Here is a 26,076-nt window from a genome sequence, read left to right as displayed (position 1 = left end):
GCGGGGCCACGCGCCGGTCAGGTGCGGACCGACTCGCTGCCGCGCTCCGCACCGGTGCCGGCGCCGCCGTCGTTGTTGGTCTCGAGGGGTGCTTCCGCAGCCAAGTCCTCGGCGAGCAGGTTGCCGCCGGCGCGGGAGGCGTTGTACTTGCCTTCGTCCAGGATGCCCTCCTGCTTGGACACGAGTGCGGGGACCAGGGCCTGGCCCACCACGTTGACGCCGGTGCGGCCCATGTCCACGATCGGGTCCATGGCGAGCAGCAGCCCGACGCCGGCCAGCGGGAGCCCCAGCGTGGAGAGGGTCAGCGTGAGCATCACGACGCCGCCGGTGGTGCCCGCGGTGGCGGCGGAGCCGAGGACGGAGACGAGGATGATCAGCAGGTAGTCGCTCCAGGCCAGGTCGATGCCGAAGAACTGGGCCACGAACATCGCGGCGATGGCCGGGTAGATCGCGGCGCAGCCGTCCATCTTGGTGGTGGCACCCAGGGGCACGGCGAAGGCGGCGTAGCCGCGGGGGACGCCGAAGTTCCGCTCGGCCACGCGCTGGGTGACCGGCAGGGTGCCGATGGAGGAGCGGGAGACGAAGCCCATCTGGAAGGCCGGCCACATGCCCGTGAAGTACTGCCGGACGGAGAGGCCGTGGAACTTGACCAGCACCGGGTAGACCACCAGCAGCACGATCGCCAGGCCCACGTAGATGGCCACCACGAACTTCAGCAGGGTGCCCATGGTGTCCCAGCCGTAGGAGGCCACGGCGTTGCCGATCAGCCCGACGGTGCCCAGCGGGGCGACGCGGATGATCCACCACAGCACCTTCTGGATGACCTCGAGCATGGAGGCGGAGAAGTCCAGGAACGGCTTGGCCTTCTCGCCGAGCTTCAGGGCGGCCACGCCCACGGCGATGGAGATGACCAGCACCTGCAGCACGTTGAAGCTGACCGAGGTGGTCAGGGTGCCGTCGTCGCCGGCGCTGGTCGAGGCGGACAGTCCCAGGAAGTTGGAGGGGATCAGCCCCTGCAGGAAGGCCCACCAGCTGCCGGTCTTGCCCTCGTACTCGGGCGGGGCGGACTGGCCGGTGCCCACGCCGGGCTGCATCACGGCGCCGATGATGATGCCGATGACCACCGCGATCAGGGAGGTGATGGCGAACCACAGCAGCGTCTTGGCGGCCAGGCGGGCGGCGTTGGTGACCTGGGCGAGGTTGGCGATCGAGGCGACCACGGCGAAGAACACCAGGGGCACGACGGCGGCGCGCAGCAGGGAGATGTAGCTCGAGCCGAGGACCTCCAGGGTGGTCCCGAGTCCGGTGGGCGTCTCGGCGGTGTGGCCGCCGGAGCGGGCGACGAGGCCGAGGATCAGGCCGAGCACGAGGGCCGCGAGGATCTGCGTGCCGAAGTTGGTCATCCAGCCGGGCAGACGCCGGCGGGGTGCTGCCTGCGGCTCCGGGGTGTGGGCTGCGGTGTGGGTCGAGGAGTTCACCGGAAGAGGTTAGCCCGCCGATACCACAATTCGGGAATGGTGTTGCGGCAGATGACGACTCTGTGACCCAGGCGTCATGACGGGCGGGCGGCTGCACGTGCGCCGGGTGAAAAGGGTTAAGGAAAGGGTGAATTCGGGTGCATCCGCCACGGAATCCAGGTAAATGACCACTGCCTGTGTGTTGACTGGGCGTCGTCTCAATGATCGGCCCTGTGGAACCGCGCTGCCGCGGATTCTCAGGGCCGCAGTAGTGCGGCCACGCATCGGTCGCGACATGGATCCGGTCTTCCCCCGACCGGACCGGTAAGGGGTTGTCTTGTCGAGAGTTCGTCGGTGGCTGTCCGCTGCCGTGGTCGGGATGCTGGTGTTGGTCGGGCTCGTGGCGATGCCGTTCTCCGGCCAGCAGCTGGCGCAGGCCGGCATGGCGACCGGCACCGGAAACCACGTGGGGTCGATCTACTGGCTGGACTGGTCTACGGCGATCAACACCAATGGCTCGGGTACCAACAACGGCCGTCCCTACTTCCGGGCTCAAGAAGGCACCTCCATGGTTGCCACGCCCGTCGGGGGCGTCACCGTGACGGCAACCTTCGAGCAGGTCTCCGCCACCGTCAGGGGATCCACCAGCACGTCCGACCGTCAACTCCACCTCACGCAGCAAGACCCGCAGTGGTCGGAGTTGAAACGCAACGGCTATGACACCGGATCGCAGTACAGCGTGATCACGCCCAACACCAATGCGACGGACGCAAATTTCCGGCTGAAATTCACCGCCACGCTGGACAATGGCGATCCAGCGCCCGTGAACATCATCGCGGCCGATGGTGAGAGTGCGGGGCACTGGAATAGCGAGTCCAATATCTTCACCACCGACGGCGACGCCTGGCAGAACATCGACAACACCACCCGCACCGGTGCCACCATGTGGACGTCCAGCAAGACCAACGGTGGATTCGGGACCCAGACCATGGGGCCGTGGAAGACGGAAATAAGTGGTGGCAATGGGGGAATGGCCCCCATCGGCGTCTCCCGCGGGGCCAGCACCCTCGATGTGGAGATCAGCGCCTCCGGCATGCAGAACGTCATGATCGGCTTCATGCTGCCGACGGACTTCGGCGACGCCCCGGAATCCTACGGGCAGGCATCCCACTTCATCGACTGGTCCGCTACAGGCACCCCCATGGGGTCACCCGGCACGGCGAACGCCCCGGCCATTGCCTACAACTGGGAGGGCATCCCCTACCTGGGCGATGTCCCGGCGGATCCAGATAGCGGCGACCTCACCGGCTGGACCGGGGACGACGACTCGACGCCGGAAGGTGCGCAACCAGACGAAGGGTGGCAGCAGCTCATCGGCGAGGCGACACCGCCCGTGCTCTACCGCGGGCAGACCGATGACTACTCCGTGGACATTGCCGCAGGCAACGCCGAGGGCCAGACCGTCGCGGCGTGGATCGACTGGAACAACAACGGCGCCTTCGATGCTGACGAACGCACCACCGCCACGGTGGCGGACGGACGTGCCCCGCTGAGATGGTCCGGCATCAGCGTCCCCCGGGACGTGGACGGGCTCGGCTCCCGCTTCCGCATCGCCAGTGATCCTTCCCAGATCGTTGAACCCACCGGGTTGGCCACTGACGGTGAGGTGGAGGACTACCTTCTGCCCATCACCCGAGAACCCCTGGCCACCGTGGTCAAGTCCTCCGATCCGGTCAGCGGCACCGAGGTCCACCCGGGCGACACCATCGACTACACCCTGACCTTCACCGGCGATCCGACAGCCCCGGCCATCGTCGACCACACTGACCACCTGGCTGATGTGCTGGACGACGCCCTCTTGGACGTGGCATCGATCACCACTACCGGTGGGCTGACTGCTGCTTTCGCGGAGAGCACCCAGACCCTGGACATCTCCGGCGTGCTGCCGGCGGGGGCCGGCCCGGAAACCGTGAGCTACTCGGTGACGGTCAAGGACCTCTCCGATGCCGGAAACCAGCGCGTGGGCAACGTGGTGGTCCCGGGCGGCAGCACCCCTCCGGAGGGCTGCGATCCCGAATCCCCTCACTGCACCGAGCACCCGGTGGTCAACTACGCACCGAACCTGCTGCTGGACAAGTCCTCCGACCCGGACACCGGCACCGCCGTGATGCCCGGGGACAGCATCACCTACGCGGTGACCACCACGAACCAGCCAGCCACGCCGGGGCCGGAAACCGCGCCGGTGGGGCCCGCGGCCGGCGTCGTGCTCTCCGACGACCTGACCGATGTGCTGGATGACGCGACCTTCGTCCCGGGCTCCGCGCAGCTGGGGATCACCGGCGCCGACGGCGCGTTCCTCTCCAGCGAGGCGGTGGCCGACCCGGTGGACGGCCTGCTGACCACGGCGGCCTTCGAGCTGCCGGCGAACTCCACGGCCGCCCTGACCTACGAGGTCACGGTCAACGACGACGCCTGGTCCGCCACCATCGGCAACGTCGTGACGGGAACCTGGGATGATCCGGGTACTCCTGACGTGCCGCGGGATCCGATCGAGTGCACCGACTCCACCAGCTGCGCCACCCATCACCCCACGAACGCCAAGCTGCTGATCGAGAAGATCGGCGAGGCCTCGGAGGGCTGGATCCGCATGGACGGCTCGGCCTGGGAGATCCGGCACGACGACGGCGGCGCCCCCGGCGCGGTCCTCGAGACCCCCGCAGTGGTCCCGGTGCCCGGCACGGATCCTGCGTCGCCGGAGACCGGCCTGTTTCAGGTCGAGGGCATCCCCGCCGGGGACTACTGGCTGACCGAGACCCGGGCCCCCGAGGGCTTCAACCTGCTGGCCGAACCGGTGGCGTTCACCGTGGCCGACGACGGCTCTGTCACCCTCGGTGCCGGCGCTGGCGACGGTGTAGTCACGGTGGCCGACGAGGACGCCGAGGGGAACACAGACGGTATCCACACCGTCACCGTCCGCGACGTTCCCGCCATGCGCCTTCCGGAGACCGGCGGGGCGGGGACCGCAGGGTTCCTGGCTGCCGGCGGAGGGCTGCTGGCACTCGGCGCCGCACTGGCCCTCCATCATCGCCGACGCGATCTGGCACAGGACACGACGGGCTGACCCCGCAGTTCTGCCGACGACCACCTATCCCACATATCCCCCCGGCGTTGCTTCGCCATTCCACCCATCTCATGAGGAGAAACACGATGAAGACCCTGTCCTGCCGCAAGGGCCTGCTCCGGGCCGCCGCACTCACCGCTGCCGCCACCGTGGCCATGACCGGCCTGGTCGCCCCGGCCCACGCCGCACCGGTCGTCGACGAGGAGACCGGAAACCTGACCATCCACAAGTACGACAAGGTGGCGCCGGCCGGCGATCCCGGCACGGGTATGGTCACCGATGAGAACAATGTGCCGGCTGATGCCCAGCCTCTGGATGGAATCGAGTTCACGGCCCAGCGGGTCCAGGGCATCGACCTGTCCACCAATGACGGATGGGTGCAGGCTGCTTCACTCGCCGGGGCCTTCGAAGGCGCGAACATCCGCTATGCCGATCGGGCCGAGGACTTCTTCGCCACCGCCACCTATGATCTGGATACGTCCTTGGCCCCAGCGGTCACCGCGAACGGCGGAGTCGCCACCTTCACCGACCTGGCTGTGGGCCAGTACCTGATCACCGAGACCAACTACCCGGCTGGTGTCACGCCGTCTGCGCCCTTCCTGGTGACCGTGCCGCTGACGGATCCCACCAACAACGACTCGTGGATCTACAACGTCAATGTCTACCCGAAGAACTCCAACGTCGGTGGCCCCGGCGGCGAGGAGATCGCAAAGACCGTCACCGATGCCGAGGACGTCCAGTTGGGTGACACGATCGACTTCACCATCAACGCCGGCATCCCGAACGAGGAGATCATCGACGGTTACAAGATCGTCGACCACCTCGATGCGAAACTGTCCTACGTGGACAACACCACGGTGACCCTCTCCAACGGAACCGAGATCGTCGAGGGGGTCGACTACACCGTCGAGCACGTGGACCGCATCGTGACGGTGGAGTTCACCGCTGCTGGCCGTGGGGTCCTGGCGGACAACTACGCCGCCGAGGTCGTCGTGAACATCCAGACCACCGTCGACGTGGTCGGTGAGATCGAGAACGAGGCCCTCGTCTACCCGAACGCACCGAGCTTCGAGATCGAGCCGGGCGAGCCCGGCGGCCCGACGACCACCCCGCCGGCCGTCACCAAGTGGGGTGGCCTCACCCTTCTGAAGCACGGTGAGAACGGGGCGAGCCAGGGCCTGAAGGGCGCGAAGTTCCAGGTCTTCACCTCCGCGGCCGATGCGCGGGCGCAGACCAACCAGGTCACCCTCGGAGGGGAGACCACCTTCTCCGTGGACGATGAAGGACAGCTCACGCTGTCCGGCCTGCGCTACTCCGACTGGGCCAATGGAGCCACCGTCGCCGAGGGCGAGGAGGGCTACCGCAGCTACTGGCTCGTGGAGACCAAGGCCCCCGAGGGCTACGAGCTGCTCGCTGCACCGATCAAGTTCGAGGTCACGGCCGACACCACGGACGCCGGTATCGACCTCAACGTGGAGAACGTCCCCTCCAACGCCGGCTTCGAGCTGCCGATGACCGGTGGCAACGGCACCGCGCTGCTGTACGGGGCAGGACTGCTCCTGGTGGGCGGGGCCGTCCTGATGGCGGTCCGCTCCCGCCGCCAGGCCGCCGCCCAGAGCGCTGGCCACGGATCCGACCACGCCTGATGCCCGACCACGCACCTACCCGGACCCGGGACCGGCCCCAGCCAGGGGTGGGTTCCGGGCCCGGGTGGCGCGCGCGGTGGAGCCGGCAGCGCGTGGCGATCGTCGTCGTCGCGATCCTCGGCATCGGTGTGCTGCTGTACCCGGACGCCGCCTCCTGGTTCTCGGACCGCAAGCACGCCACGGACGTCAACGGCTACGTCTCGCAGATCCAGTCGATGGACCCGGAGGAGACCCAGGAACAACTCGCCGAGGCCCGCCGCTACAACAGCAACCTGCCCGGTGGGCCGCTGCGTGACCCCTGGGCCCTGGATCCGAACGGCCAGCAGACGGCCGTCGGCGACGGCACCGAGGCCTACTTCAACACCTTGAACGGCACCGACGGGGAATCCGGCGGCATCATGGGCCGCATCCGCATCCCGACGATCGGCGCGGACCTGCCGATCTATCACGGCACTGATGAGGAGACCCTGACGGAGGGAGTCGGACACCTCTACGGCTCAGGGCTGCCCGTCGGGGGAGTGGGCAACCACTCCGTGTTGACCGCACACTCCGGCCTGGTCAACTCCACCCTGTTCACCGAGCTCCATCAGGTGGAGCAGGGAGACGTCTTCTCCGTCCAGGTCCTGGACGAGGTCCTGTACTACGAGGTGGATCAGCTCCTCACGGTCGAGCCGGACGAGACCGAATCCCTGCGCCAGGAGCCAGGCGGTGACTACCTCACCCTGATCACCTGTACGCCGATCGGCGTCAACTCGCACCGGCTGCTGGTCCGGGGCGAGCGCGTGGATGGCCCGGCGGCCGAGCAGGCCGGCGTCGTCACGCTGCCTTCAGACACCCAGGACCCCGGGTTCCCCTGGTGGGCCCTGGGCCTGGTGGGCGGTGCGGCGGTTGCCGTCTTCGCGACCCGCCCCCGCCAGCGCAAGGATATCCTCGAGGCATGACCCATACCCTTGATCGCGCGGCGGATGGCGGCCCGCCCTCCAGCGATCCCAGGGGTCGGGAAGCACGACGCCGGCCCGGCCGGCAGGGTGCCCCGGCCCGCCGTGGTCCTCGGCGCCGGTCCGCGGTCCTGACCTGGGTGGGCCGGCTGCTCGTCACCGCGGGCCTGGCGGTCGTCCTGTACGGGGTCTACGAACTGTTCATCACGGACGTGATCGCTGAGTCCGACCGCACGGAGATCGCCGAGGAATGGCGGGCCGGCCAAGAGCCGGTCGGCCCGCAGGTCGGTTCCGAGCACCGCGAGAACTTCCCCGTCGTCGAGGGCGAGGGCACATTGGGCATGCTGCACGTCCCGCGGTGGGACGGCAGCGGCGACGCCGAGAAGTACGAGGTCCCCATCGGCACCGGCAGCGGTGACGACGTCCTCGATTCCGGCCAGCTCGGCCACTACACGCAGAGCCAGTCCATCGGCGCGATGGGCAACGCCGGGGTGTCCGGCCACCGCACCACCCACGGCAAACCCCTGCGGGAGGTCCACCAGCTGGTGGACGGCGACGCCATCGTGGTCGAGTCCGCGGACGCCTGGCTCGTCTACCGCGTGGTGGCCCGGGACATCGTCAAGCCGCACCAGTCCGAGGTGCTGGACCCGATCCCGCCCTTCGACGGGGCAGAACAGGGCCGCTACCTCACCCTCACCACGTGCGACCCCATCTTCGGCATCACCGACCGCTACATCATCTGGGCCGAGGCCGACTACTGGACCCCGAAGTCCGAGGGCATCCCGCCCGCCCTGGCCGAGGGCCCGGCCGGCGATGAGCAGGACTGAGTTGAGCGCGGCTGAACAGCTGGAACCACGGGTTCCACAGGATCTCCGGGTCGAAGGACAGACCGAACCGGGTCCCAGTAGCCGGCCGGCCACGCTTCATCCGACCCTGCCTCGGTACCTCCGGTTTCCCGACGGCGGGCAACGCCTGCTGATCATCCGCGCTCCGGCCGGCACGGGGCGTCGGTGGTTCGCCTCCGGGTGGCTGCAGCGCCATGGCGGGCAGGGGACCACGGTGGACTGGGACCCGGACACTGAGAGCTCGGACCAGATCATCCGCCGCCTCGACGGGCTCCTCGCGGAAGACCCTGGGCACCGCATCGCCGTGGTGGCTGAGGGCAGTGCCCCGGTGCTCGACCTGGCCGCCGTGTTCGAATGTCGGACCGCGGGGCCGGAGGAGCTGATGCTGACGGAAGATGAAGTCGGGGACCTGTGCCGGGACCACCCGACAGCGAGTCTGGGTGCAGGACGACTGAGTGCCCGGCAGGTCCACGGGAGCACCGGTGGGTGGCTCATGGCCGTGCAGGCCATGCTGGACGGGCCGGTCCGAGAAGAGGCGGCTCACCGTCCGCTCGTGGGACCGCTGGCACGGTGGTTGCGGGCCCGTGACCCGAGCGGTGCCATGGCGGAGACCTCCTTCCTGCCCGAGTTCTCCGCGCAGATCTTGGACGAGTTCCAACCGGAGGGGGGACCGGATGCGCCGACGCTCGAGGACCTGACGGCCGCCGGGATCCTTCGCCGGGATGGACGAGGACATCCGTTCATGCCGGTGCAGATCCGGAACGCCCTGCAGGAATGGGTCCGGGAGAGCAACCCGGATCGCGTCGACGTCCTGGCGCGGGAAGCGGTCTATGCGCTGATGGCGGCCGACCGGGTCGAGCAGGCTGTCGAGACCGCGGCCACGGGGCGGACCTGGACGGTGTTGCGGGACGTGCTGGTGAACCGTTGGGCAGACCTGTTCACCTCGGACGCACGCGTGTTGAGGGCGTTCGCGTCCCGATTCCCCACGTCGATACGCTCCCGGCAAAGCGACCTCAATGTGGCCCTGCGGATCCTCAGCCTGGCCGGGCCGGACAGCATGGTGCTGCCACTGCCCTCGGTGGAACCGGAGCTGCAACACGACCGGACCGCTCACCGGTTGCGGGAACGCTCGAGCCGGGCGTATCGCTCGCCGGACGCCTTCGCCGTGACCTACGGCCTCCTGGAGATCAGCTACCTGCGGCTCTCCGGGCACTTCATGGCGGCCGCGGACGCCGCCGTCCGGCTCCGCCGTGCGTTGGAGACCGGCCTGTACACCCGGCCCATCTCCCCGGCTCTGGCCAGCATCGCCGAGTTGCACGCCGGAATCTGCCTTCACCTGGCGGACTGCCTCCCCGAGGCACAGGCGGCCTACCGTGCCGCCCTGGACTGGGCACGGAGCGGGGACAACCACGCTCAGGAGGCTGACGCCCTGGCGAAGCTGGCCTTGGTGCAGGTGCAGCTGGGGGAGACGCGGATGGCCACTGGGCTGCTGGAGGAGATGACGGCACCGCTGTCCCGGGTGGGGTGGGGTCGCAAGATGGTAGGTCGGGCCGGACACCTCGCCCAGGCATGGGCCGCCGTCGAGGACCTGGACCTCGCCCGTGCCGAGGAGATCCTGAGTGATCTGCCGCCGGAACCGGACACGGACGAATACTGGTCTGTCCACGCCGCGCTGTTGGCCACGATCGATGCGCTTCAGGGCCGCGGCGAGCGGGCCATCCGACGAGTCGCTGCCTGGCGACTGGAACGGCCCTTTGCGGCTGCAGCACCGATGGCCGATCGGCTGCTGACCGAGGTGACCCACCGGGCGGCAACGCTCATGGGGAGAACCTCAGAGGTTCCCGGATGGGAGCGGAATCCGGCCCTGGCCAATGTGCAGGCCGTCCGGAGACTTCGGAACGGATCGCCAGACGAGGCCATCGCCGCCTTGCAGATCCCACCGCGCAGCAGACTGAGGGACCAGCAGGAGGCGGCGCTCCTGCAGATCTGTGTGGAGGGGTGGCCTCTGACGGAGCCCGACAGTGACGCCCTGCGCAGGATGGCATCCGTCCATGGCACCGAAGGCGCGACGATCGACCTGCTGGCACCGGTCCAGCTCGGGTTGTTACCCCTGCTGCGGTCGGCGGGGGTCGTGGACGAGGTGCGAGCACGGAGACTTTCCGCCGTTCCCCTGCGGACCACCCTGCCGGACCTGCGGCCGCAGCTGACGCCCCGGGAACGAGAGGTGCTGGGTTTTCTGCGCCAGGGCCTCACCCGCAAGCAGATCGCCGGGCAGACCATTCGTTCGGAGAACACCGTCAAGGCACAGCTCAGCAGCCTCTACGCCAAGCTCGGCGCCTCTTCAGCGCAGGAGGCGCTGTCCCGGGCCCGTGATTTTGGGTTCTGATGCCGTACAGCGTCACTGGCCGGGCCGGCGTCGTACCCCTGCCTGAAAGGTATGGCTGGGGTATGACCCGCGCCACGCCCGGAATAGACCGGCGGCCGGACGGTGTTTCACAGCCAACGACGCCTCGCGACCCACCCGCCCGTGGCGGGCCTAGACTGGTCGCAATTCCGCAGACTGAAAGGCCCCACGCCCGTGAGTGCACAGATCCCCGGCCCCTCGGCAGACCCGGTGGCCACCGCCGCCGATCCCTTCGGCTTCGTCGGCCTGACGTACGACGATGTCCTGCTGCTGCCCAACATGACCGATGTCATCCCGGCCGACGCGGACACCTCCACGCGGCTGACCCGGCGCATCACCCTGAAGACCCCCATCGTCTCCGCCGCCATGGACACGGTCACCGAGGCGCCGCTGGCCATCTCGCTGGCCCGCCAGGGCGGGCTGGGCATCATCCACCGCAACCTCTCCATCGAGGACCAGGCCGCCCAGGTGGACCGCGTCAAGCGCTCCGAGTCCGGGATGATCTCGGACCCCGTCACCGTGGGCCCGGACGCCACCCTGGCCGAGTGGGACGACCTCTGCGCCCAGTTCCGCGTCTCCGGGCTGCCCGTGGTGGACGCCTCGAACACCCTGCTGGGCATCATCACCAACCGGGACACCCGCTTCATCCCCGGCGCCGAGTACGAGCACCGCACGGTGGCCTCCGCCATGACGCGGATGCCGCTGGTCACCGCGCAGGTCGGCGTCTCCAGGGAGGACACCATCCGGCTGCTCTCCGAGCACCGGATCGAGAAGCTGCCGCTCGTGGACGGCGACAACAAGCTCCAGGGCCTGATCACCGTCAAGGACTTCGACAAGGCCCAGCAGTACCCGGACTCCACCAAGGACGAGGACGGCCGGCTGCGCGTGGGCGGCGCCGTCGGCTTCTTCGGGGACGGCTACGAGCGCGCCATGGCCCTGGTGGAGGTCGGCGCGGACGTCTTGGTGGTGGACACCGCCAACGGGCACACGCAGGGCGTGCTGGACATGATCGCCCGGCTGAAGAAGGACCCTGCCTCCGCGCACGTGGACATCATCGGCGGCCAGGCCGCCACCTATGCCGGGGCCAAGGCGATCGTGGATGCCGGCGCGGACGCCGTGAAGGTGGGCGTGGGCCCGGGCTCGATCTGCACCACCCGCGTGGTGGCCGGCGTCGGGGTCCCGCAGATCACCGCCATCTACGAGGCGGCCAAGGCCACCATCCCCGCAGGCATCCCCCTGATCGCCGACGGCGGCCTGCAGCATTCCGGTGACATCGGCAAAGCGCTGGTCGCCGGCGCGGACTCCGTGATGCTCGGCTCGCTGCTGGCGGGCACCGCCGAATCCCCGGGTGACCTGGTGTTCTACAACGGCAAGCAGTTCAAGGCCTACCGCGGCATGGGCTCCCTGGGCGCCATGCAGACCCGCAACGGGCAGCGCTCCTTCTCCAAGGACCGCTACTTCCAGGCGGACGTGCCCAGTGAGGACAAGCTGATCCCGGAGGGCATCGAGGGTCAGGTGCCCTACCGCGGCCCGCTCTCCGCCGTGGTGCACCAGCTCGTCGGCGGCCTGCGCCAGACCATGTTCTACACCGGTGCCTCCACCATCGCGGAGCTGAAGCAGCACGGCCGCTTCGTGCGCATCACCCCGGCCGGGCTGAAGGAGTCGCATCCGCACGACATCATGATGACGGTCGAGGCGCCGAACTACCGCACGCGGTAGCGCGGACTAGCGCGTCCGGCACCTGCACTAGGCTGGACCGCGTGAGCAACGAGATCGAGATCGGCCGCGGCAAGCGGGGACGCAGGGCGTACGCCCTGGATGACATCGCAGTGGTTCCGGAGCGCCGGACACGGGACCCGGAAGACGTGTCCATCACGTGGCAGATCGACGCCTTCACGTTCGAGATGCCCGTGATCGGCGCGCCCATGGACTCGGTCATGAGCCCGGACACGGCCATCGCCCTGGGACAGGCCGGCGGCATGGGCGTGCTCAACCTCGAGGGCCTGTGGACCCGCTACGAGGACCCGAACCCGGTCCTCGAGGAGATCGCCGCCTTCGAGCCCAGCAATTACTCACCGGCCAACACGCGGCGGTTGCAGGAGATCTACTCGAAGCCCATCCAGGCCGATCTGATCACCGAGCGCCTGGCCCAGATCCGTGAGGCAGGCGTGGTGGTGGCGGGCTCCCTGACCCCGCAGCACACGCAGGAGTACTACGAGACGGTGCTGGCCGCCGGGGTGGACATGTTCGTCATCCGCGGGACCACCGTCTCCGCGGAACACGTCTCCCAGAACCGTGAGCCGTTGGACCTGAAGCAGTTCATCTACGAGCTCGACGTCCCCGTGATCGTGGGGGGCGCGGCGGGCTACACCCCGGCCCTGCACCTGATGCGCACCGGCGCCGCCGGCGTGCTCGCAGGATTCGGCGGCGGCGCCTCCTCCACCACGCGCCGCGCCCTGGGCATCCGGGTGCCGATGGCCACCGCCATCTCGGACATCGCCGAGGCGCGCCGGGACTACATGGACGAGTCCGGCGGACGCTACGTGCACGTGATCGCCGACGGCGGGGTGGGCACCTCGGGCGACATCGTCAAGGCCCTGGCCATGGGTGCGGACGCCGTCATGCTCGGCGCCGCCCTGGCCCGCGCCCAGGAGGCCCCCGGCCGCGGCTGGCACTGGGGCGGGGAGGCCGCCCACGCGGACATGCCGCGTGGGGACCGCACCCACGTGGGCACCGTCGGCAGCCTGCAGGACGTCCTGTGGGGCCCGAGCCACCACACCAACGGCACCTCCAACCTGATGGGCGCCCTCAAGCGGGCCATGGCCACCTCCGGGTACTCGGACGTCAAGGAGTTCCAGAAGGTCGAGGTCCTGGTGGCCCCCACCCAGGACCGCTGACCGGCATGACGACCACCGGCGGCAACGGGCGGCTCGGCCCCGCCAGCCGTGACCGCGCGCTCGCCACGTTGCGCGCCACCACGCCGGAGCACCCGCTGGACGTGCTGGTGATCGGTGGGGGCGTGGTCGGTGCCGGGACCGCACTGGACGCCGCCACCCGCGGGCTCTCCACCGCTCTCGTGGAGGCCACGGACTACGCCTGGGGCACCTCCTCCCGGTCCTCCAAGCTGGTCCACGGCGGGCTGCGCTACCTCGAGATGCTGGATTTCCCCCTCGTCCACGAGGCGCTGCGGGAGCGGGGCCGGCTGGTGGAGGACATCGCGCCGCACCTGGTGCGGCCCGTGCCCTTCCTCTACCCCCTGTCCAAGCCGTGGGAGCGGCCCTACGTGGGCGCCGGCGTCGCCCTCTATGACGGCATGGCCGCCGGGCGCACCGGGCACCTGCCCGTGCACAAGCACCTCGGCCGCGCCGCCGTGGCCCGGATGGCGCCGGGGCTCAGGCCCGAGGCGTATATCGGGGCGATCCGCTACTACGACGCCCAGGTGGATGACGCCCGCCTGGTGATCGAACTCGTCCGCACGGCCGCCGCCCACGGGGCCCACTGCGCCACCCGGAGCGAGGTCACGGCCTACCTCGGCAGCGGCGGCGCCGGCAGCGCCAGCGCGGGCATCACCGGCGTGGAGATCCTCGACCGCGAGACCGACCAGCGGCTGACCGTGCACGCCCGGCGCATCATCAACGCCACGGGGGTGTGGACCGGATCCATCCCCGTGCGGCACCCGGACGGCACCGAGGCGCCGGTGAGCGCGGGGATGCCGCGGGTGACGGCTGCCAAGGGCATCCACCTGGTGGTGCCGAGGGACCGGTTCACGTCCACCTCCGGACTGATCCTGCGCACCGAGAAGTCCGTGCTGTTCGTCATCCCCTGGGGGCGGCACTGGATCATCGGGACCACGGACACCCCCTGGCGCGAGGCCGTGGACCAGCCCGCCGCCACCAGCGGGGACATCGACTACGTGCTCGAGCGTGCCAACGCGGTGCTGTCCGAACCGCTGACGCGGGCGGACGTGGTGGGGGTCTTCGCCGGCCTGCGGCCGCTCGTGACGCCGGCCGGCGAGGACGAGCCGCTCGGCGACACGGGAGCCCCCGTGGAGACCACGGCTTCCGCCCACGCAGCGTCCACGGCCAAGGTCTCCCGGGAGCATGTGGTCGCCACGCCGCTGCCGGGCCTGACGGTGGTGACCGGCGGCAAGCTGACGACCTACCGGACCATGGCCGCCGACGCCGTGGACGCCTCCGTCTCCACCGCCGGGGCACCCGGGACGGACCCGCTGACGGGCCAGGACGAGACGGGATCCGGGGAGGGGGTGCCCGCCTCCTGCACCGCCGAGCTGCCGCTGCTCGGAGCCCAGGGCTGGACGCCGGCTTGGAACCGGCGCCTGCTGCTCGCGAGCGAGTCCGGCCTGCCGGCCGCCACGATCGAGTCCCTGCTGCACCGCTACGGCTCGGTCGCCCCCGAGGTGATCGCCATGGCCGTGGCCGAGCCCGAGCTCGCCGAGGACCTGCCGGGGCTGCCAGGCCACCTCGCCGCCGAGGCCGTGCATGCCGTCACCCACGAGGGGGCGCGCTCGGTCCAGGACGTGCTGGCGCGGCGGATCCGCGCGGTGTTCGAGGCGGACGACGCCGGCGCTGCCGCCGCCGAGGCGGTCGCCCGGCTGGTGGCCCCCCTGATCGGCTGGGACGCCGAGCGGGCCTCGGCCGAGGCCGAGCGCTACCGGCAGTGGACCCTGGCCCAGCGGGCCACGCAGGATGCCGCCACCGATGCGGAGGCGCAGCGGCTGCTCCTGGAGGCGGCCCGGGGCTCGATCCGGGACCTCGCCCGGGGCGGACTGCCCGGATCCTCCTGAGCCCTCCCGAGTTCTACGTGCGGTAGAGAACCGCGTAGTCTGGTGGGGTGCTGAGAACCGCCCTGAAACCCGCCTGGATCGCCGGACTGATCCTGGCCCTCGTGGTGTCCGGGGTCTTCGTGCTCCTCGGCAAGTGGCAGATGGACAACGCCGCCTCCGCCCCGCCGCCCCTGACCCAGACCGAGACGCCCGTGCCGCTGACCGAGCACTTCGTGCCCGAGAAGGCGATGTACGGCACGGAGGCGGACCAGGTCGTCACCCTGACCGGGCAGTTCCTGCCGGACACGGACGTGTTCATCCACCCACGCCTCAACGGTGAGGACGAGGGGTACTGGGTGGTCAGCGCCTTCCGCGTCCAGGGTGCCCCGCACGACGAGGTCATCCCGCTGGTGCGCGGCTGGACGGACAGCACCGGTGAGTCGGGCCCCGCCCCGGAGGGCGAGTTGCACGTCACCGGCCGGCTACTGCCCGCCGAGGGGCCCGGCCCGGAGGGGATCGACCAGACCCCGGACGGCACCGTGCTGGCCAGCCTCGCCTCGGCCGAGCTCATCAACCTGTGGGACGTGCGGTCCTACGCCGGCTACGTGGCCCCCTTCGAGATGACCACCGGGCAGGGGACCGTGGTGGGTGCCACCGCGGCGGACAGCACCCTGGAGCCGGTCATCATCGGCCCCCAGCCGCAGGAGACCACCTACAACTGGATGAACATCTTCTACGCCATCGAGTGGGTCGTGTTCGCCGGCTTCGCGATCTACCTCTGGTGGCGGTTCCTGCGCGATGACCACCTGCGGAACCAGGAGGAGGCCGAACTCGACCGCCAGTGGGCCGAGGAGTGGAAGGCCGCCGAGCTCGAGCGCCGCCGGGCAGAGGCCCGCGAGGCCAAGCGGAAGGCCGTCGAGGAGTACGAACGCGTCCACGGGGAGCCCGTGACGGCCTCCCCGACCCAGACATCACCCCAGCAACCCCAGCGATCCCAGGAGCACCAGTGACCAGCCCGGACCAGCAGCCCCCGGTGGACCCGAACACCCTGCCCGACCCCGAGGACATCACGGAGGCCGACCTACCCGCTCCGCCGCCGCGTCCGGGCACCGAGGCCCCGCGGCGGTTCGCCGGGACGCACCAGCAGATCCGCTCCGCGCTGACCATGTACAAGATCTGCGCGTGGATCACCGGCATCATGCTGCTGCTGCTCGTGTTCGAGATGATCTTCAAGTACGGCTTCGGCACGGAGCTCTACGCCGGCGGCACCCTCGTGGACGGCTCGGCCAATGGGCTCTCCCTGCAGCCGGAGGACTCTGTGACCGGTGGGTTCAACCTCTCGATCGCCGTGCTCATCGCCCACGGCTGGCTGTATGTGGTCTACCTGGTGGCGGCCTTCCGGCTGTGGTCGCTGATGCGCTGGCACGGCATGCGCCTGCTGCTGATCGCCGGCGGCGGCGTGGTGCCGTTCCTGTCCTTCATCGTGGAGAAGCGCGTGCACCGCGAGACCGTCCAGGAGCTGGCCGACCACCCCGAGGCGCTGCGCCGGTACTGAGGCCGGTACTGAGCGGCGGCCTGCCCGTCATCCTCGGGGTGGCGCTGCTGCTGGGGCCCTGAGCAGCGCGGCCACGCCGAGCCCGCACAGCACCACCACGCCGGCCAGCACCGCGGAGAGCCCCGAGAAGCCCACCCCGCCCATCAGGGGGCCGGCCGCCAGGGATCCGACCGCCCCGGCCAGGGACATCACGGCATCGGAGAAGCCCTGGGCCGGAACCCGCTGATCCGGCCGCAGCGCCGCCACGAGCAACGTGGACCCGGCCACCGTGGCCGCCGACCAGCCCAGTCCCAGCACCACCAGCCCGATCACCACGGCGGCGTGCACGTGGGGGAAGAACCCCGTGAGCCCGGCCGCCGCCAGCAGCAACCCCAGCCCGGCTCCCGCCACCCGGGCCGGCCCGTAGCGGTCCGTGAGTAGCCCCATGACGGGGGAGAGGGCGTACATCCCGGCCACGTGCAGGGAGATGGTGAAGCCGATCAGCACCACGGTGTCCGGGTGCATCCCCAGCTCATGGCTGGCCACCCCGGCCTCGTGCTGCAGGTGCAGGGGTGTCATGGACATCAGCCCCACCATCGCCGCATGGGCGCTGGCCACGGCCACCACGGCGGCCAGCGCGGTGGGCTGGGCGCGCACGATGCGCCACCCCGCACCCCACCCGGCACCCGAGCGGGGCGGGACCGGACCGCCCGGGTGACCGGCCGTCGTCGTGCCCGGTTGTTCCGCCCCCGGCACGGTGTCCAGCTCACGCCGCAGCAGCAGCGGATCCGGGCGTAGCCCCACCAGGATGATGCCGGCGCCCACCGCCATCCCCGCGGCGGAGATCAGGAACGGGCCGGCGTGGGCGGGGATACCCAGCCAGCCGGCCAGTACGGCGCCCGGCCCCACCATGTTGGGGCCCAGGACCGCGCCGACGGTCACGGCCCAGACCACCACGGAGAGGTCACGGCCGCGGTGCCGAGGCTGGGAGAGGTCCGTCACGGCGAACCGGGCCTGCAGGTTCACGGCGGCGGCGAAGCCCACGAGGAACGCCCCGAGCAGCAACAGCGGGAAGGCCCGGCTGATCACGGCGGCCACCATGAGTCCCTGCCCGACCAGCCCGGCGGCCAGGCCGAGCCCCAGCGCCACCCGGCGTCCGCGCCGGGCCGCCACACTCGCCAACGGGATGGAGACCGCGGCGGAGCCGAGCGTCATGGCCGTGTTCGCGAAACCGGCACTGGACTCGGCCCCGGAGAGGTCCACGGCCAGGATGGAGCCGAGGGAGAGCGTGGCGCCGTTGCCCAGCCCGGAGAACACCTGGGCGGTGCCCAGCACCCGGACGGCGCGGCGCTGGACCTGGCGGGCCCGCGGCAGCAGGGCGGGATCGGCCGCGGGACCGGGCGGTGGGGCATCGGACATAGGTCACATTGTGCCCGAGCCGCATCGCCGCGGACCCTCCCACGACTGCACTATCCTTGACGGGTGACTTCCCCCCAGGATTCCCAGGACCCCCAGCAGCCGGACAACCCGCAGATCGCCGCCGACTTCCCGACCGTGCTCGTGGTGGACAACGGCGCCCAGTACGCGCAGCTGATCGCCCGCCGCGTGCGCGAGGCGAACGTCTACTCAGAGGTCGTCCCGCACACGCTCTCGGCCGAGGACATCCTGGCCCGCCAGCCGGCCGCCCTGATCCTCTCCGGCGGCCCCTCCTCCGTCTACGCGCAGGGCGCCCCGGCCCTCGACCCGGCGCTGCTCGAGGCCGGCATCCCGGTGCTGGGGCTCTGCTACGGCTTCCAGGCGATCGCCCAGGCGCTCGGCGGCACCGTGGCGAAGACGGGCACCCGCGAGTACGGCTCCACCCGGCTGGAGGCGATCGGCTCCACCTCGGTGCTCTTCGAGGGCCAGGACGTGGACCAGGTCGTCTGGATGAGCCACGCGGACTCCGTCACCGAGGCCCCGGCCGGCTTCTCCGTCACGGCCCGCACGCCCGGCGCCCCCGTGGCCGCCTTCGAGAGCCCGGAGAAGGGGATCTACGGCGTGCAGTGGCACCCGGAGGTCGGGCACTCCGAGCGCGGCCAGGAGGTGCTGCGCAACTTCCTGCACCACGGCGTCGGCCTGAAGGACACCTGGACCACCACCTCCGTGATCGAGGAGCAGGTGGCCCTGATCAAGGAGCAGATCGGGGATCACCGCGCCATCTGCGGCCTGTCCGGCGGCGTGGACTCGGCCGTGGCCGCCGCCCTGGTCCAGCGGGCCGTGGGGGACCAGCTGACCTGCGTCTACGTCAACCACGGGCTCATGCGCCAGGACGAGTCCGAGGAGATCGAGAAGGCCTTCGGCGCGGCCACGGGCGGCGCCAAGCTGATCATGGTGGACGCCGAGGACGTGTTCCTGGCGGCCCTGGCCGGGGTCACGGACCCGGAGGCCAAACGCAAGATCATCGGCGAGAAGTTCATCCGCACCTTCGAGAAGGCCCAGGCGGACATCATCGCCGAGTCAAGGCATGATCCGGAGGCGAAGGACGTGCGGTTCCTGGTCCAGGGGACCCTGTACCCGGACGTCGTGGAGTCCGGCGGCGGCGAGGGCACCGCGAACATCAAGAGCCACCACAATGTGGGCGGGCTGCCGGAGGACATCGAGTTCGAGCTGGTGGAACCGTTGCGCGCCCTGTTCAAGGACGAGGTCCGCGCGGTGGGCTCCGAGCTCGGCTTGCCGGACGAGATCGTCTGGCGCCAGCCCTTCCCGGGCCCCGGCCTGGGCATCCGCATCATCGGCGAGGTCACCCGGGAGCGCCTGGACCTGCTGCGCCAGGCGGACGCGATCGTCCGGGCCGAGCTGACTGCGGCCGGGCTGGACCGGCAGATCTGGCAGTGCCCCGTGGTGCTGCTCGCGGATGTCCGCTCCGTGGGCGTCCAGGGTGACGGCCGCACCTACGGCCACCCCGTGGTGCTGCGCCCCGTCACCTCCGAGGACGCGATGACCGCTGACTGGGCCCAGCTGCCCTACGACCTGCTCTCGCGGATCTCCAACCGGATCACCAACGAGGTGGACGGGGTCAACCGGGTGGTGCTGGACGTGACCAGCAAGCCGCCGGGAACCATCGAGTGGGAGTGAGCCCCGCCTCGGGGGATTCCGCGGCGCCCCTGTGTACCGTGGAAGAAAGCATCGGTGCCGCACTGCCCCACCGTGCCGACCGGCGCACTGGACGGTCCGGGCCAGCGGGCGCTAAGCAGGAAGGACAACTGTGACTGAGCAGGACACCCAGCAGGGCCTTGCGGACCCCCGCAAGGATGCGGAGATGCCCGACGGCGGCCCCGGCGAGTCCGACTCCCGTCTCACCTTCGCGGCCTGGCTGGCCTCCCTGGGCTCCGGGACCGAGAACGACACGATGCTGCGCTTCGCCCCCTCCGGGGCGAACAGCATCGACATCTCGCACGCCCACCCCTCCGGCCTGTCCCAGTTCATGACCGGCCGCAAGACCCGGCTGTCCACGCTGCTGCGGGACCAGGACGCGTTCGTCCATGCCCGGGGCGCGGCCCGCCAACTGCGGGGCAAGATCCAGGAGCTGGCCGAGGACCGGGGCGTGGACGTGGGCTACCTGGCCACCGGCCTGGCCACGTGGCGCGTGATCGAGGACGGCCGTTCCACCCAGATGTCGGCTCCCGTGATGCTCGCCCGGCTGAGCCTGACGCTGCGCGCCGAGCAGGACGACTACGAGCTGCAGATCTCGGACCGGGCCCGGCTCAACCCCGCCCTGGCCCGCTGGTTCCGGGACCACCATGGCGTGACCCTGGACGCGGACGACTACCTGCGGGCCGCCTATGCCACCGCCAAGCTGGAACCGATGCCGGCCATGGAGATGCTCCGCTCGCAGGGACGCGAGGTCCGGGGGCTCGTGGTGGAGCACCGGCTGATGATCTCCACCTTCGCCGACCTGGCGGACACGGCCTCCGTGGACGTGGTGGACTCCACCCACCCGGTGGTCTCCGCCCTGTACGACGCCGGCACCGGCATGGTCCCGCGCCGCGCCGAGCTGCAGGACACCGGCCTGCCGCCGCTGGATGAGCGGGACCCGGCCACCGAGACCCTCATCCTGGACGCGGACCCGTCCCAGCAGCGGGCCCTGGACCACATCGCCGCCGGCCACGACCTCGTGGTCGTCACCCCGCCCGGCACCGGCCAGACGCAGACCGCGGCCAACGCCGTGGCCCAGCTCGCCAGCGCCGGCCAGCGCGTGCTCGTGGTGGCCGAACGCACCGCCACGTTGGAGGACTTCCGCCGCCGCCTGGGCTCCGTGGAGCTGGACTCCCTCGTGCTGGACATCCCCGCAGCCGCCACCCCCGGGTTGATGCGCCGCCAGCTGATCCAGGCCCTGCTGCGGGTGGAACGCGCCCAGGAGCCCGCCACCGGCCGGCTCAACGCCACCCTCGTGGAACGGCGCCACCAGCTCAGCGACCACCTGCGCAGCCTGCACAACGTGCGGGAGCGCTGGGGCTGCTCGCCGTTCCAGGCCATGCAGTCCCTGGCGGCCCTGACCGGCCTGGACCCGGCCCCGTCCACCACAGTGCGGCTCAAGCGCTCCGTGCTGGATGCGACCGTGAACCGGGAGGAGACGGCATCCCAACTCGTCCGCGCCGGAGAGCTGGGCGCCTTCTCCCGGGCCTCGGCGGAGAGCCCCTGGTACGGGGCACGGCTGCGCAACGTCCAGGAGACGGAGGACGCCTACGGGTTGGCCGAGGACCTGGCCGCGGCGCTGCCCGTGCTGCGCGGACAGCTGGACGCGGCCACGGAACAGGCTCAGCTGGCCACCGGCGGCACCTTCGCCGAGTGGGTGGGCCAGATCCAGCTGCTCTCCGCCGTGCGCGGATCCCTGGACCAGTTCACCCCGGACATCTTCGACCGGCCGGTCACCGACCTGATCTCCGCCACGGCGTCCGGCCAGTGGCGCAAGCAGCAGGGCGTGGAGATGTCCTCCATGACCCGCTCCCGGCTGCGCCGCGTGGCCAAGGAGTACATCCGCCCGGGCGTGCACGTCTCGGACCTGCACGAGGCCCTCGTGGACGTGCAGGACCAGCGTGCCGAGTGGACCCGCTGGGCCACCTCCAAGCGCCACCCCTCGGTGCCCGCCGGGCTCGAGGCCCTCTCCACGCAGGGCGCCGAGGTGGCCGGGCAGATCGACCGGCTGCAGCGGGTGCTCGCGGAGCCGCGGCACGATTCCGGGCGGCTGGAGAACCTGGCGGTGGACGAGCTCAGCGAGGTCCTGGACCGCCTCGTGGCGGACCAGGAGACGCTGACCACCCTGCCGGAGCGCACCCTCGTGGGGGACCAGCTGCGGGAGCAGGGGCTGCAGGAACTCCTCACCGACCTGCAACGCCGCGAGGTTCCCACGGACCGCCTGCGTTCCGAGCTGGAGCTGGCGTGGTGGCAGTCCGCCCTGGAGGCCATGATCTCCGGGGACGACTACCTGGCCATGATGGACGCGGACTCGTTGCGCAAGATCGAGGCCGAGTTCCGACTGGCGGACACCACCCACCTGGAGGCCGGCGCACAGCGGCTGAACTGGGCCCTGTCCCAGACCTGGCGGAAGACCTCGGGCCAGCACCGCGCCTCCGCCCGGGTGCTGCGCTCCCTGCTCAAGGACGGTCATCCGGACCCGGAGTCCCTGTCCGGGCTGGAGCCGGAGCTGCTCCAGGCCCTGGTGCCGGTGTGGACCACCTCACCGCTGGCGCTGGCCGAGTTCCCCGCGGAGATGGGCTTCGACGCCGTCCTGCTGCTGGATGCGGAGTCCCTGGCGCTGAGCACGGCGCTGGGCGCCATCAGCCGAGGAAAGCAGGTGGTGGCCTTCGGCGACGGCACCTCCGGGTCCCCGAAGACCTTCAACGTCTCCGTGGATCCGACCGCCTCGGCGATGTTGCCGCGGGAGGTCGACTCGGCCTTCGGCGCGCTCATGCGGGTGCTCCCGGACGTGGCCCTGACCACCATGCACCGCGGGCTGGAGCGCAAGCTGACGCGACTGCTGGGCGAACAGCTCTACGAGGGCACGCTGCAGATGCTGCCCGGGGCCTCCGAGCTGACCGGGACGGACCATCCGGTGCGCGTGGAGTTCCTGCCAGGCGGGACCGGGATGCCCGGGGCCGGGGACGAGGGTGTGGAGTCCACCGTGGCCGAGGTCAACCGCGCCATGGACCTGGTCTTCGAGCACATCCGGCACCGGCCGGAGCACTCGCTGGCCGTCATCACCGCCACCGCCTTGCACGCCCGCCGCGTGGCCGAGGCGATCCGGCTGAACCTGCCGAACAACCCCTGGGCGGCCTCCTTCTTCACCCGGGACGGCGAGCCGTTCGTGGTGGCCCCGATGTCCCGCGCCCAGGGCGTGGTCCGGGACCACATCGTCTTCACCCTCGGCTACGGCCGCACCCCGCACGGCCGCGTGGTGCACCACTTCGGCCCGTTCTCCGAGGCCGGGGGCCGCGAGCTCTACGCCACCGCCATGACACGGGCCCGGAAGCACCTGCACGTGCTGACCTGCGTGCATCCGGACGACCTGGATCCGGACCGGCTCGGCAACGGGGCATCCGACTTCTACGGTCTGCTGGAGGCCTACCTGAAGGACACCGGGCACACCCCCTCCGCGAAGCCCCGCGATCCGCTGGTGGCCGACCTCTCCGAGCGGCTCGGCCAGCGTCACGCCACCGTGCTGCCGAACTTCGCCGGGAGCATCGACCTGGCCGTCTGGAACCCGCTGGGCCTTCCCGACTGGGACGGGCAGGCCTCCCCGGAGCAGGCCGTGCCCGTGGCGATGATTTCGGACGGCTCGGAGGTGTACCGCGAGATGAGCGTGCGCCAGCGCTCCCGTCAGCAGCCCCAGCAGCTGGAACGCAGTGGCTGGCGGTATCACGCCCTGTGGACGATCGACGTCTTCGCGGACCCGGCCGGCTGCGCCCAGACCGTCGCCGACTTCCTGGGCCTGCCCGCGGCAGAGGACGGCCCCGGCGCCCCGGGGTATTCCGAGGACGACGACCGCCCCGAGCAGCCGGACAATGAGTCGCGCTGACCCGTCCCCGTCTCCGCCCCCGTCCCCAGTGCCGCGCCGCCGCGGACCCCGCCGGGCGGATGCCCCCGGGACCGGGCCGGCCTCCGCGGATGGCCCCGAACCCCAGCTCGAGGCCTTGAAGCCGGGGCTGGTTTCGTCGGAGTCGCCCCGGCCGGAACCGGTCCGGGCGGAGCAGCCATCGGCGGAGGCCGCGCGGAAGAAGGCGCGGAAGAACGCGCGGCTGACCGAGCATGAGCGGTGGCTGCTGGAGCAGCGGCCGCCCCACTGGGGCTGACCTGGCCTGACTTGACCTGGGCTGGCCTGGCTTGACCAGACCTGGCCGGGCTGCGCCGCGCGAGGTATCAGGCCGAGCGACGCCGATCATCCACAGCCGGCGGCCCAGATCCTTATCCTGTCCTGGCCCCTCCGTAGGGTCGAAGACATGGACACGGCACCCGGGCACGACGCCGGCCGGCACGGTACCAGCACCGTCGCCGGTCACAGCCGTGCCCCGGTGAACGCACTGGAGCTGATGTCACTCCGCGAGGCCTTCTCGCTGATGATCCCCGCCGCGGCGGTGGATCCGGACGCCCCGGACACTGCGCACCCGGCCGGCCCGGAGGCGATCGCCTCGCCGGACGGGGTCGAGGCCGAGGCCATCGACCGGATCGCGGTGCTGGAGCAGCTCAAGGCCGCGATCACGGCGGCGCAGATCCGGGAGACCGCCGCCCTGCACTCCCACCGGACCACGGCCGAGGCGCGTCGGGGTGTCCCGGTCAAGCGTCGGGGGCGGGGGCTGGGCGGTGAGATCGGGCTGGCACGCAGGATCAGCCCGCACAGCGGGTCCACGGAGCTGCGCAAGGCCGTGAACGTGGCGGCGGATCTGCCGAACACCCTCTCGGCCCTGCAGTCGGGGGTCCTGAACGGAGCCCATGTCGCGGCGGTGGAACGCCAGACGCAGTGGCTGGACTCGGACTCCCGCCAAGCGGTCGATTCCCATCTGGCCGACCTGTTCGGCCGCTGCGGGGTCAGGGACCTGACCCGCGCCGCCCAGGCCGAGGCCGCCGCCCAAGACCCGGAGGCCGCCGCCGAACGCTACGACGAGGCGCGGCGGGACCGTCACGTGTCCGTCAAGCCCTCTGAATCGACCCCCGGGATGGCGTATCTGACCGCGTTCCTGCCGATCGAACAGGCAGCGGCCTGCTACCAGAACCTCGTCGAGACCGCCTCCCGCCTCATCGCCGAGGGCGAAGCCCGGCAGGAGCACGTGGCGGATCCCACCGACGGCCCGAGGGAGCAGGGCGGGCGCCGAGGCGATGGTGGGAAGCGTGTCCAGGATGTTGGCGGGGATGTTGGCCGGGATGTTGGCGGGGCTGATGACGAGCACGGTGGTCGCACCCCGGGGCAGGTCCTCGCGGACACCCTGGTCGAACGACTCACCGGCCAGCCCGGCGCACGAGCGGTCCCCGTGGAGGTGCACCTCGTCATGACGGAGGCCAGCCTGTTCGGTGGCCCCGTACCCGGCACCGCATCCGGCACCGCATCCGGCACCGCACCCGGCACTGAACCACCACCGAGCTCACCGACGGGGACCAGTCTGCCCGAGACAGGGACGAATGCTCCGACGGACGCTCCCGAGGCGGGTGCCCCTCCGGGCGGTCGTGCTGCGGCTTCTCGAGCGGCGTGGTTGCCTGGATTCGGTCCGATCCCGGCTCCGACCGCGCGGCGGCTGGTGGCGGGCACGGAGGCCGAGGTCTTCCTCCGACGCCTCTACACCGCCCCCGAGACCGGGCAGTTGGTCGCGATGGATTCGCAGCGTCGCACCTTCACGGGAGGGCTGCGAAGGATGATCGTGATCCGGGACGGCACCTGCCGGACGCCGTTCTGCGGCGCGCCGATCAGGCACCTGGACCATGCCATCCCGTTCCGGGAGGGTGGCCCGACGAGCTATCAGAACGGCTCGGGCTTGTGTGTGCGTTGCAACCTGACCAAGGAGCACCCCGGCTGGAGCCACGAGGCCACGGCTGAGTCGCTCACGGTGACCACTCCCACCGGCCACCGGTACACGCGCCCCACGGTGCCGCTTCATCGATCGCACCCGGTGGAGACGGAGACTACGGAAGCCGCCGAGACCGTCGAGACCGCGGAGACTGCCGAGACTACGGAGACTGCCGAGACCTCGGAGTCCCCGCCGGAAATCACCGGCCCGGTGGACATCGGGTTCCTCAGGCCCCGTCGACTCCTTGAGTACGAGCCTCATTACCGGTACGCCGCGTAGTCTCCGGTCTCCGGTGTCCGGAGTCAGGTGGCAGGTG

16 protein-coding genes are annotated in these 26,076 nt (G+C 70.8%); 14 read left to right on the top strand and 2 right to left on the bottom strand.

Features of this window, described 5'->3' with window-relative positions; translation table 11 throughout:
• Positions 1–17: 17 nt before the first annotated feature.
• Positions 18–1,403: a dicarboxylate/amino acid:cation symporter gene (locus AB0K08_RS11205; protein ID WP_363354628.1), complete on the bottom strand. Its 1,386-nt coding sequence runs from the start codon at positions 1,401–1,403 to the stop codon at positions 18–20.
• Positions 1,404–1,794: 391 nt separating this feature from the next.
• Between AB0K08_RS11205 and AB0K08_RS11200 the strand changes: the two genes are divergently transcribed.
• The 10 genes from AB0K08_RS11200 (at position 1,795) to AB0K08_RS11155 (ending at position 16,749) form a co-directional block, all read left to right on the top strand.
• On the top strand, positions 1,795–4,578 hold the full coding sequence (locus AB0K08_RS11200; RefSeq protein ID WP_363354410.1) for a CshA/CshB family fibrillar adhesin-related protein: 2,784 nt from the start codon (positions 1,795–1,797) through the stop codon (positions 4,576–4,578).
• An 86-nt stretch (positions 4,579–4,664) separates the two neighbouring features.
• Complete coding sequence (locus AB0K08_RS11195) at positions 4,665–6,224, top strand: SpaH/EbpB family LPXTG-anchored major pilin (RefSeq protein WP_363354408.1); 1,560 nt, start codon at positions 4,665–4,667, stop codon at positions 6,222–6,224.
• A gap of 92 nt (positions 6,225–6,316) precedes the next feature.
• Positions 6,317–7,165 (top strand): class C sortase, encoded by an 849-nt coding sequence (locus AB0K08_RS11190; RefSeq protein WP_363354406.1) that lies wholly within the window; start codon positions 6,317–6,319, stop codon positions 7,163–7,165.
• On the top strand, positions 7,162–7,989 hold the full coding sequence (locus AB0K08_RS11185; protein WP_363354404.1) for a class E sortase: 828 nt from the start codon (positions 7,162–7,164) through the stop codon (positions 7,987–7,989). Before AB0K08_RS11190 ends, AB0K08_RS11185 begins: the two co-directional genes overlap by 4 nt.
• Before the next feature lie 232 nt (positions 7,990–8,221).
• Positions 8,222–10,393, top strand: a complete 2,172-nt coding sequence (locus AB0K08_RS11180; protein WP_363354402.1) for a LuxR C-terminal-related transcriptional regulator — start codon at positions 8,222–8,224, stop codon at positions 10,391–10,393.
• A 192-nt stretch (positions 10,394–10,585) separates the two neighbouring features.
• Positions 10,586–12,130 (top strand): IMP dehydrogenase, encoded by a 1,545-nt coding sequence (gene guaB / locus AB0K08_RS11175; protein ID WP_363354400.1) that lies wholly within the window; start codon positions 10,586–10,588, stop codon positions 12,128–12,130.
• Between the two features lie 41 nt (positions 12,131–12,171).
• The gene (locus tag AB0K08_RS11170; protein WP_363354398.1) at positions 12,172–13,308 is read left to right on the top strand and encodes a GuaB3 family IMP dehydrogenase-related protein; all 1,137 of its coding nucleotides are present in this window, start codon (positions 12,172–12,174) and stop codon (positions 13,306–13,308) included.
• A gap of 5 nt (positions 13,309–13,313) precedes the next feature.
• Entirely contained in the window at positions 13,314–15,215 is a 1,902-nt protein-coding gene (locus AB0K08_RS11165; RefSeq protein WP_363354396.1) for a glycerol-3-phosphate dehydrogenase/oxidase, read from the top strand.
• A 47-nt stretch (positions 15,216–15,262) separates the two neighbouring features.
• Entirely contained in the window at positions 15,263–16,204 is a 942-nt protein-coding gene (locus AB0K08_RS11160) for an SURF1 family protein (RefSeq protein WP_363354394.1), read from the top strand.
• Complete coding sequence (locus AB0K08_RS11155) at positions 16,201–16,749, top strand: DUF3817 domain-containing protein (RefSeq protein WP_363354392.1); 549 nt, start codon at positions 16,201–16,203, stop codon at positions 16,747–16,749. The genes AB0K08_RS11160 and AB0K08_RS11155 overlap by 4 nt, the downstream gene beginning before the upstream one ends.
• 27 nt (positions 16,750–16,776) lie before the next feature.
• Here the strand turns inward: AB0K08_RS11155 and AB0K08_RS11150 are convergent, their stop codons facing one another.
• Positions 16,777–18,147, bottom strand: coding sequence for an MFS transporter (locus tag AB0K08_RS11150; protein WP_363354390.1), 1,371 nt, complete (start codon positions 18,145–18,147; stop codon positions 16,777–16,779).
• A 114-nt stretch (positions 18,148–18,261) separates the two neighbouring features.
• Here AB0K08_RS11150 and guaA point away from each other — a divergent pair, with 114 nt between their 5' ends.
• The 4 genes from guaA (at position 18,262) to AB0K08_RS11130 (ending at position 26,039) form a co-directional block, all read left to right on the top strand.
• Positions 18,262–19,842 carry a glutamine-hydrolyzing GMP synthase gene (guaA, locus tag AB0K08_RS11145; protein WP_363354626.1) on the top strand — a complete coding sequence of 527 codons (1,581 nt, stop codon included), beginning with the start codon at positions 18,262–18,264 and terminating at the stop codon, positions 19,840–19,842.
• Positions 19,843–19,972: 130 nt separating this feature from the next.
• Entirely contained in the window at positions 19,973–23,782 is a 3,810-nt protein-coding gene (locus AB0K08_RS11140) for a DUF4011 domain-containing protein (protein ID WP_363354388.1), read from the top strand.
• Positions 23,769–24,056: a hypothetical protein gene (locus AB0K08_RS11135; protein ID WP_363354386.1), complete on the top strand. Its 288-nt coding sequence runs from the start codon at positions 23,769–23,771 to the stop codon at positions 24,054–24,056. The genes AB0K08_RS11140 and AB0K08_RS11135 overlap by 14 nt, the downstream gene beginning before the upstream one ends.
• 147 nt (positions 24,057–24,203) lie before the next feature.
• Positions 24,204–26,039, top strand: coding sequence for a DUF222 domain-containing protein (locus tag AB0K08_RS11130; protein WP_363354384.1), 1,836 nt, complete (start codon positions 24,204–24,206; stop codon positions 26,037–26,039).
• The last annotated feature ends 37 nt before the right edge of the window (positions 26,040–26,076 follow it).

It is taken from the genome of Citricoccus sp. NPDC055426 (genome assembly GCF_040677445.1).
In the GTDB taxonomy this organism is placed as follows: domain Bacteria; phylum Actinomycetota; class Actinomycetes; order Actinomycetales; family Micrococcaceae; genus Citricoccus.
Note: the sequence above shows the minus strand (reverse complement) of the source record. Positions and strands in the feature narration are given on the sequence as shown.

Excerpts from the sequence above, each read along its gene's own strand:
- AB0K08_RS11205 (WP_363354628.1), bottom strand. The coding sequence starts at position 1,403 with ATGACCAACTTCGGCACGCAGATCCTCGCGGCCCTCGTGCTCGGCCTG.
- AB0K08_RS11195 (WP_363354408.1), top strand. The coding sequence starts at position 4,665 with ATGAAGACCCTGTCCTGCCGCAAGGGCCTGCTCCGGGCCGCCGCACTC.
- AB0K08_RS11185 (WP_363354404.1), top strand. The coding sequence starts at position 7,162 with ATGACCCATACCCTTGATCGCGCGGCGGATGGCGGCCCGCCCTCCAGC.
- AB0K08_RS11165 (WP_363354396.1), top strand. The coding sequence starts at position 13,314 with ATGACGACCACCGGCGGCAACGGGCGGCTCGGCCCCGCCAGCCGTGAC.
- AB0K08_RS11150 (WP_363354390.1), bottom strand. The coding sequence starts at position 18,147 with ATGTCCGATGCCCCACCGCCCGGTCCCGCGGCCGATCCCGCCCTGCTG.
- AB0K08_RS11135 (WP_363354386.1), top strand. The coding sequence starts at position 23,769 with ATGAGTCGCGCTGACCCGTCCCCGTCTCCGCCCCCGTCCCCAGTGCCG.
- AB0K08_RS11130 (WP_363354384.1), top strand. The coding sequence starts at position 24,204 with ATGGACACGGCACCCGGGCACGACGCCGGCCGGCACGGTACCAGCACC.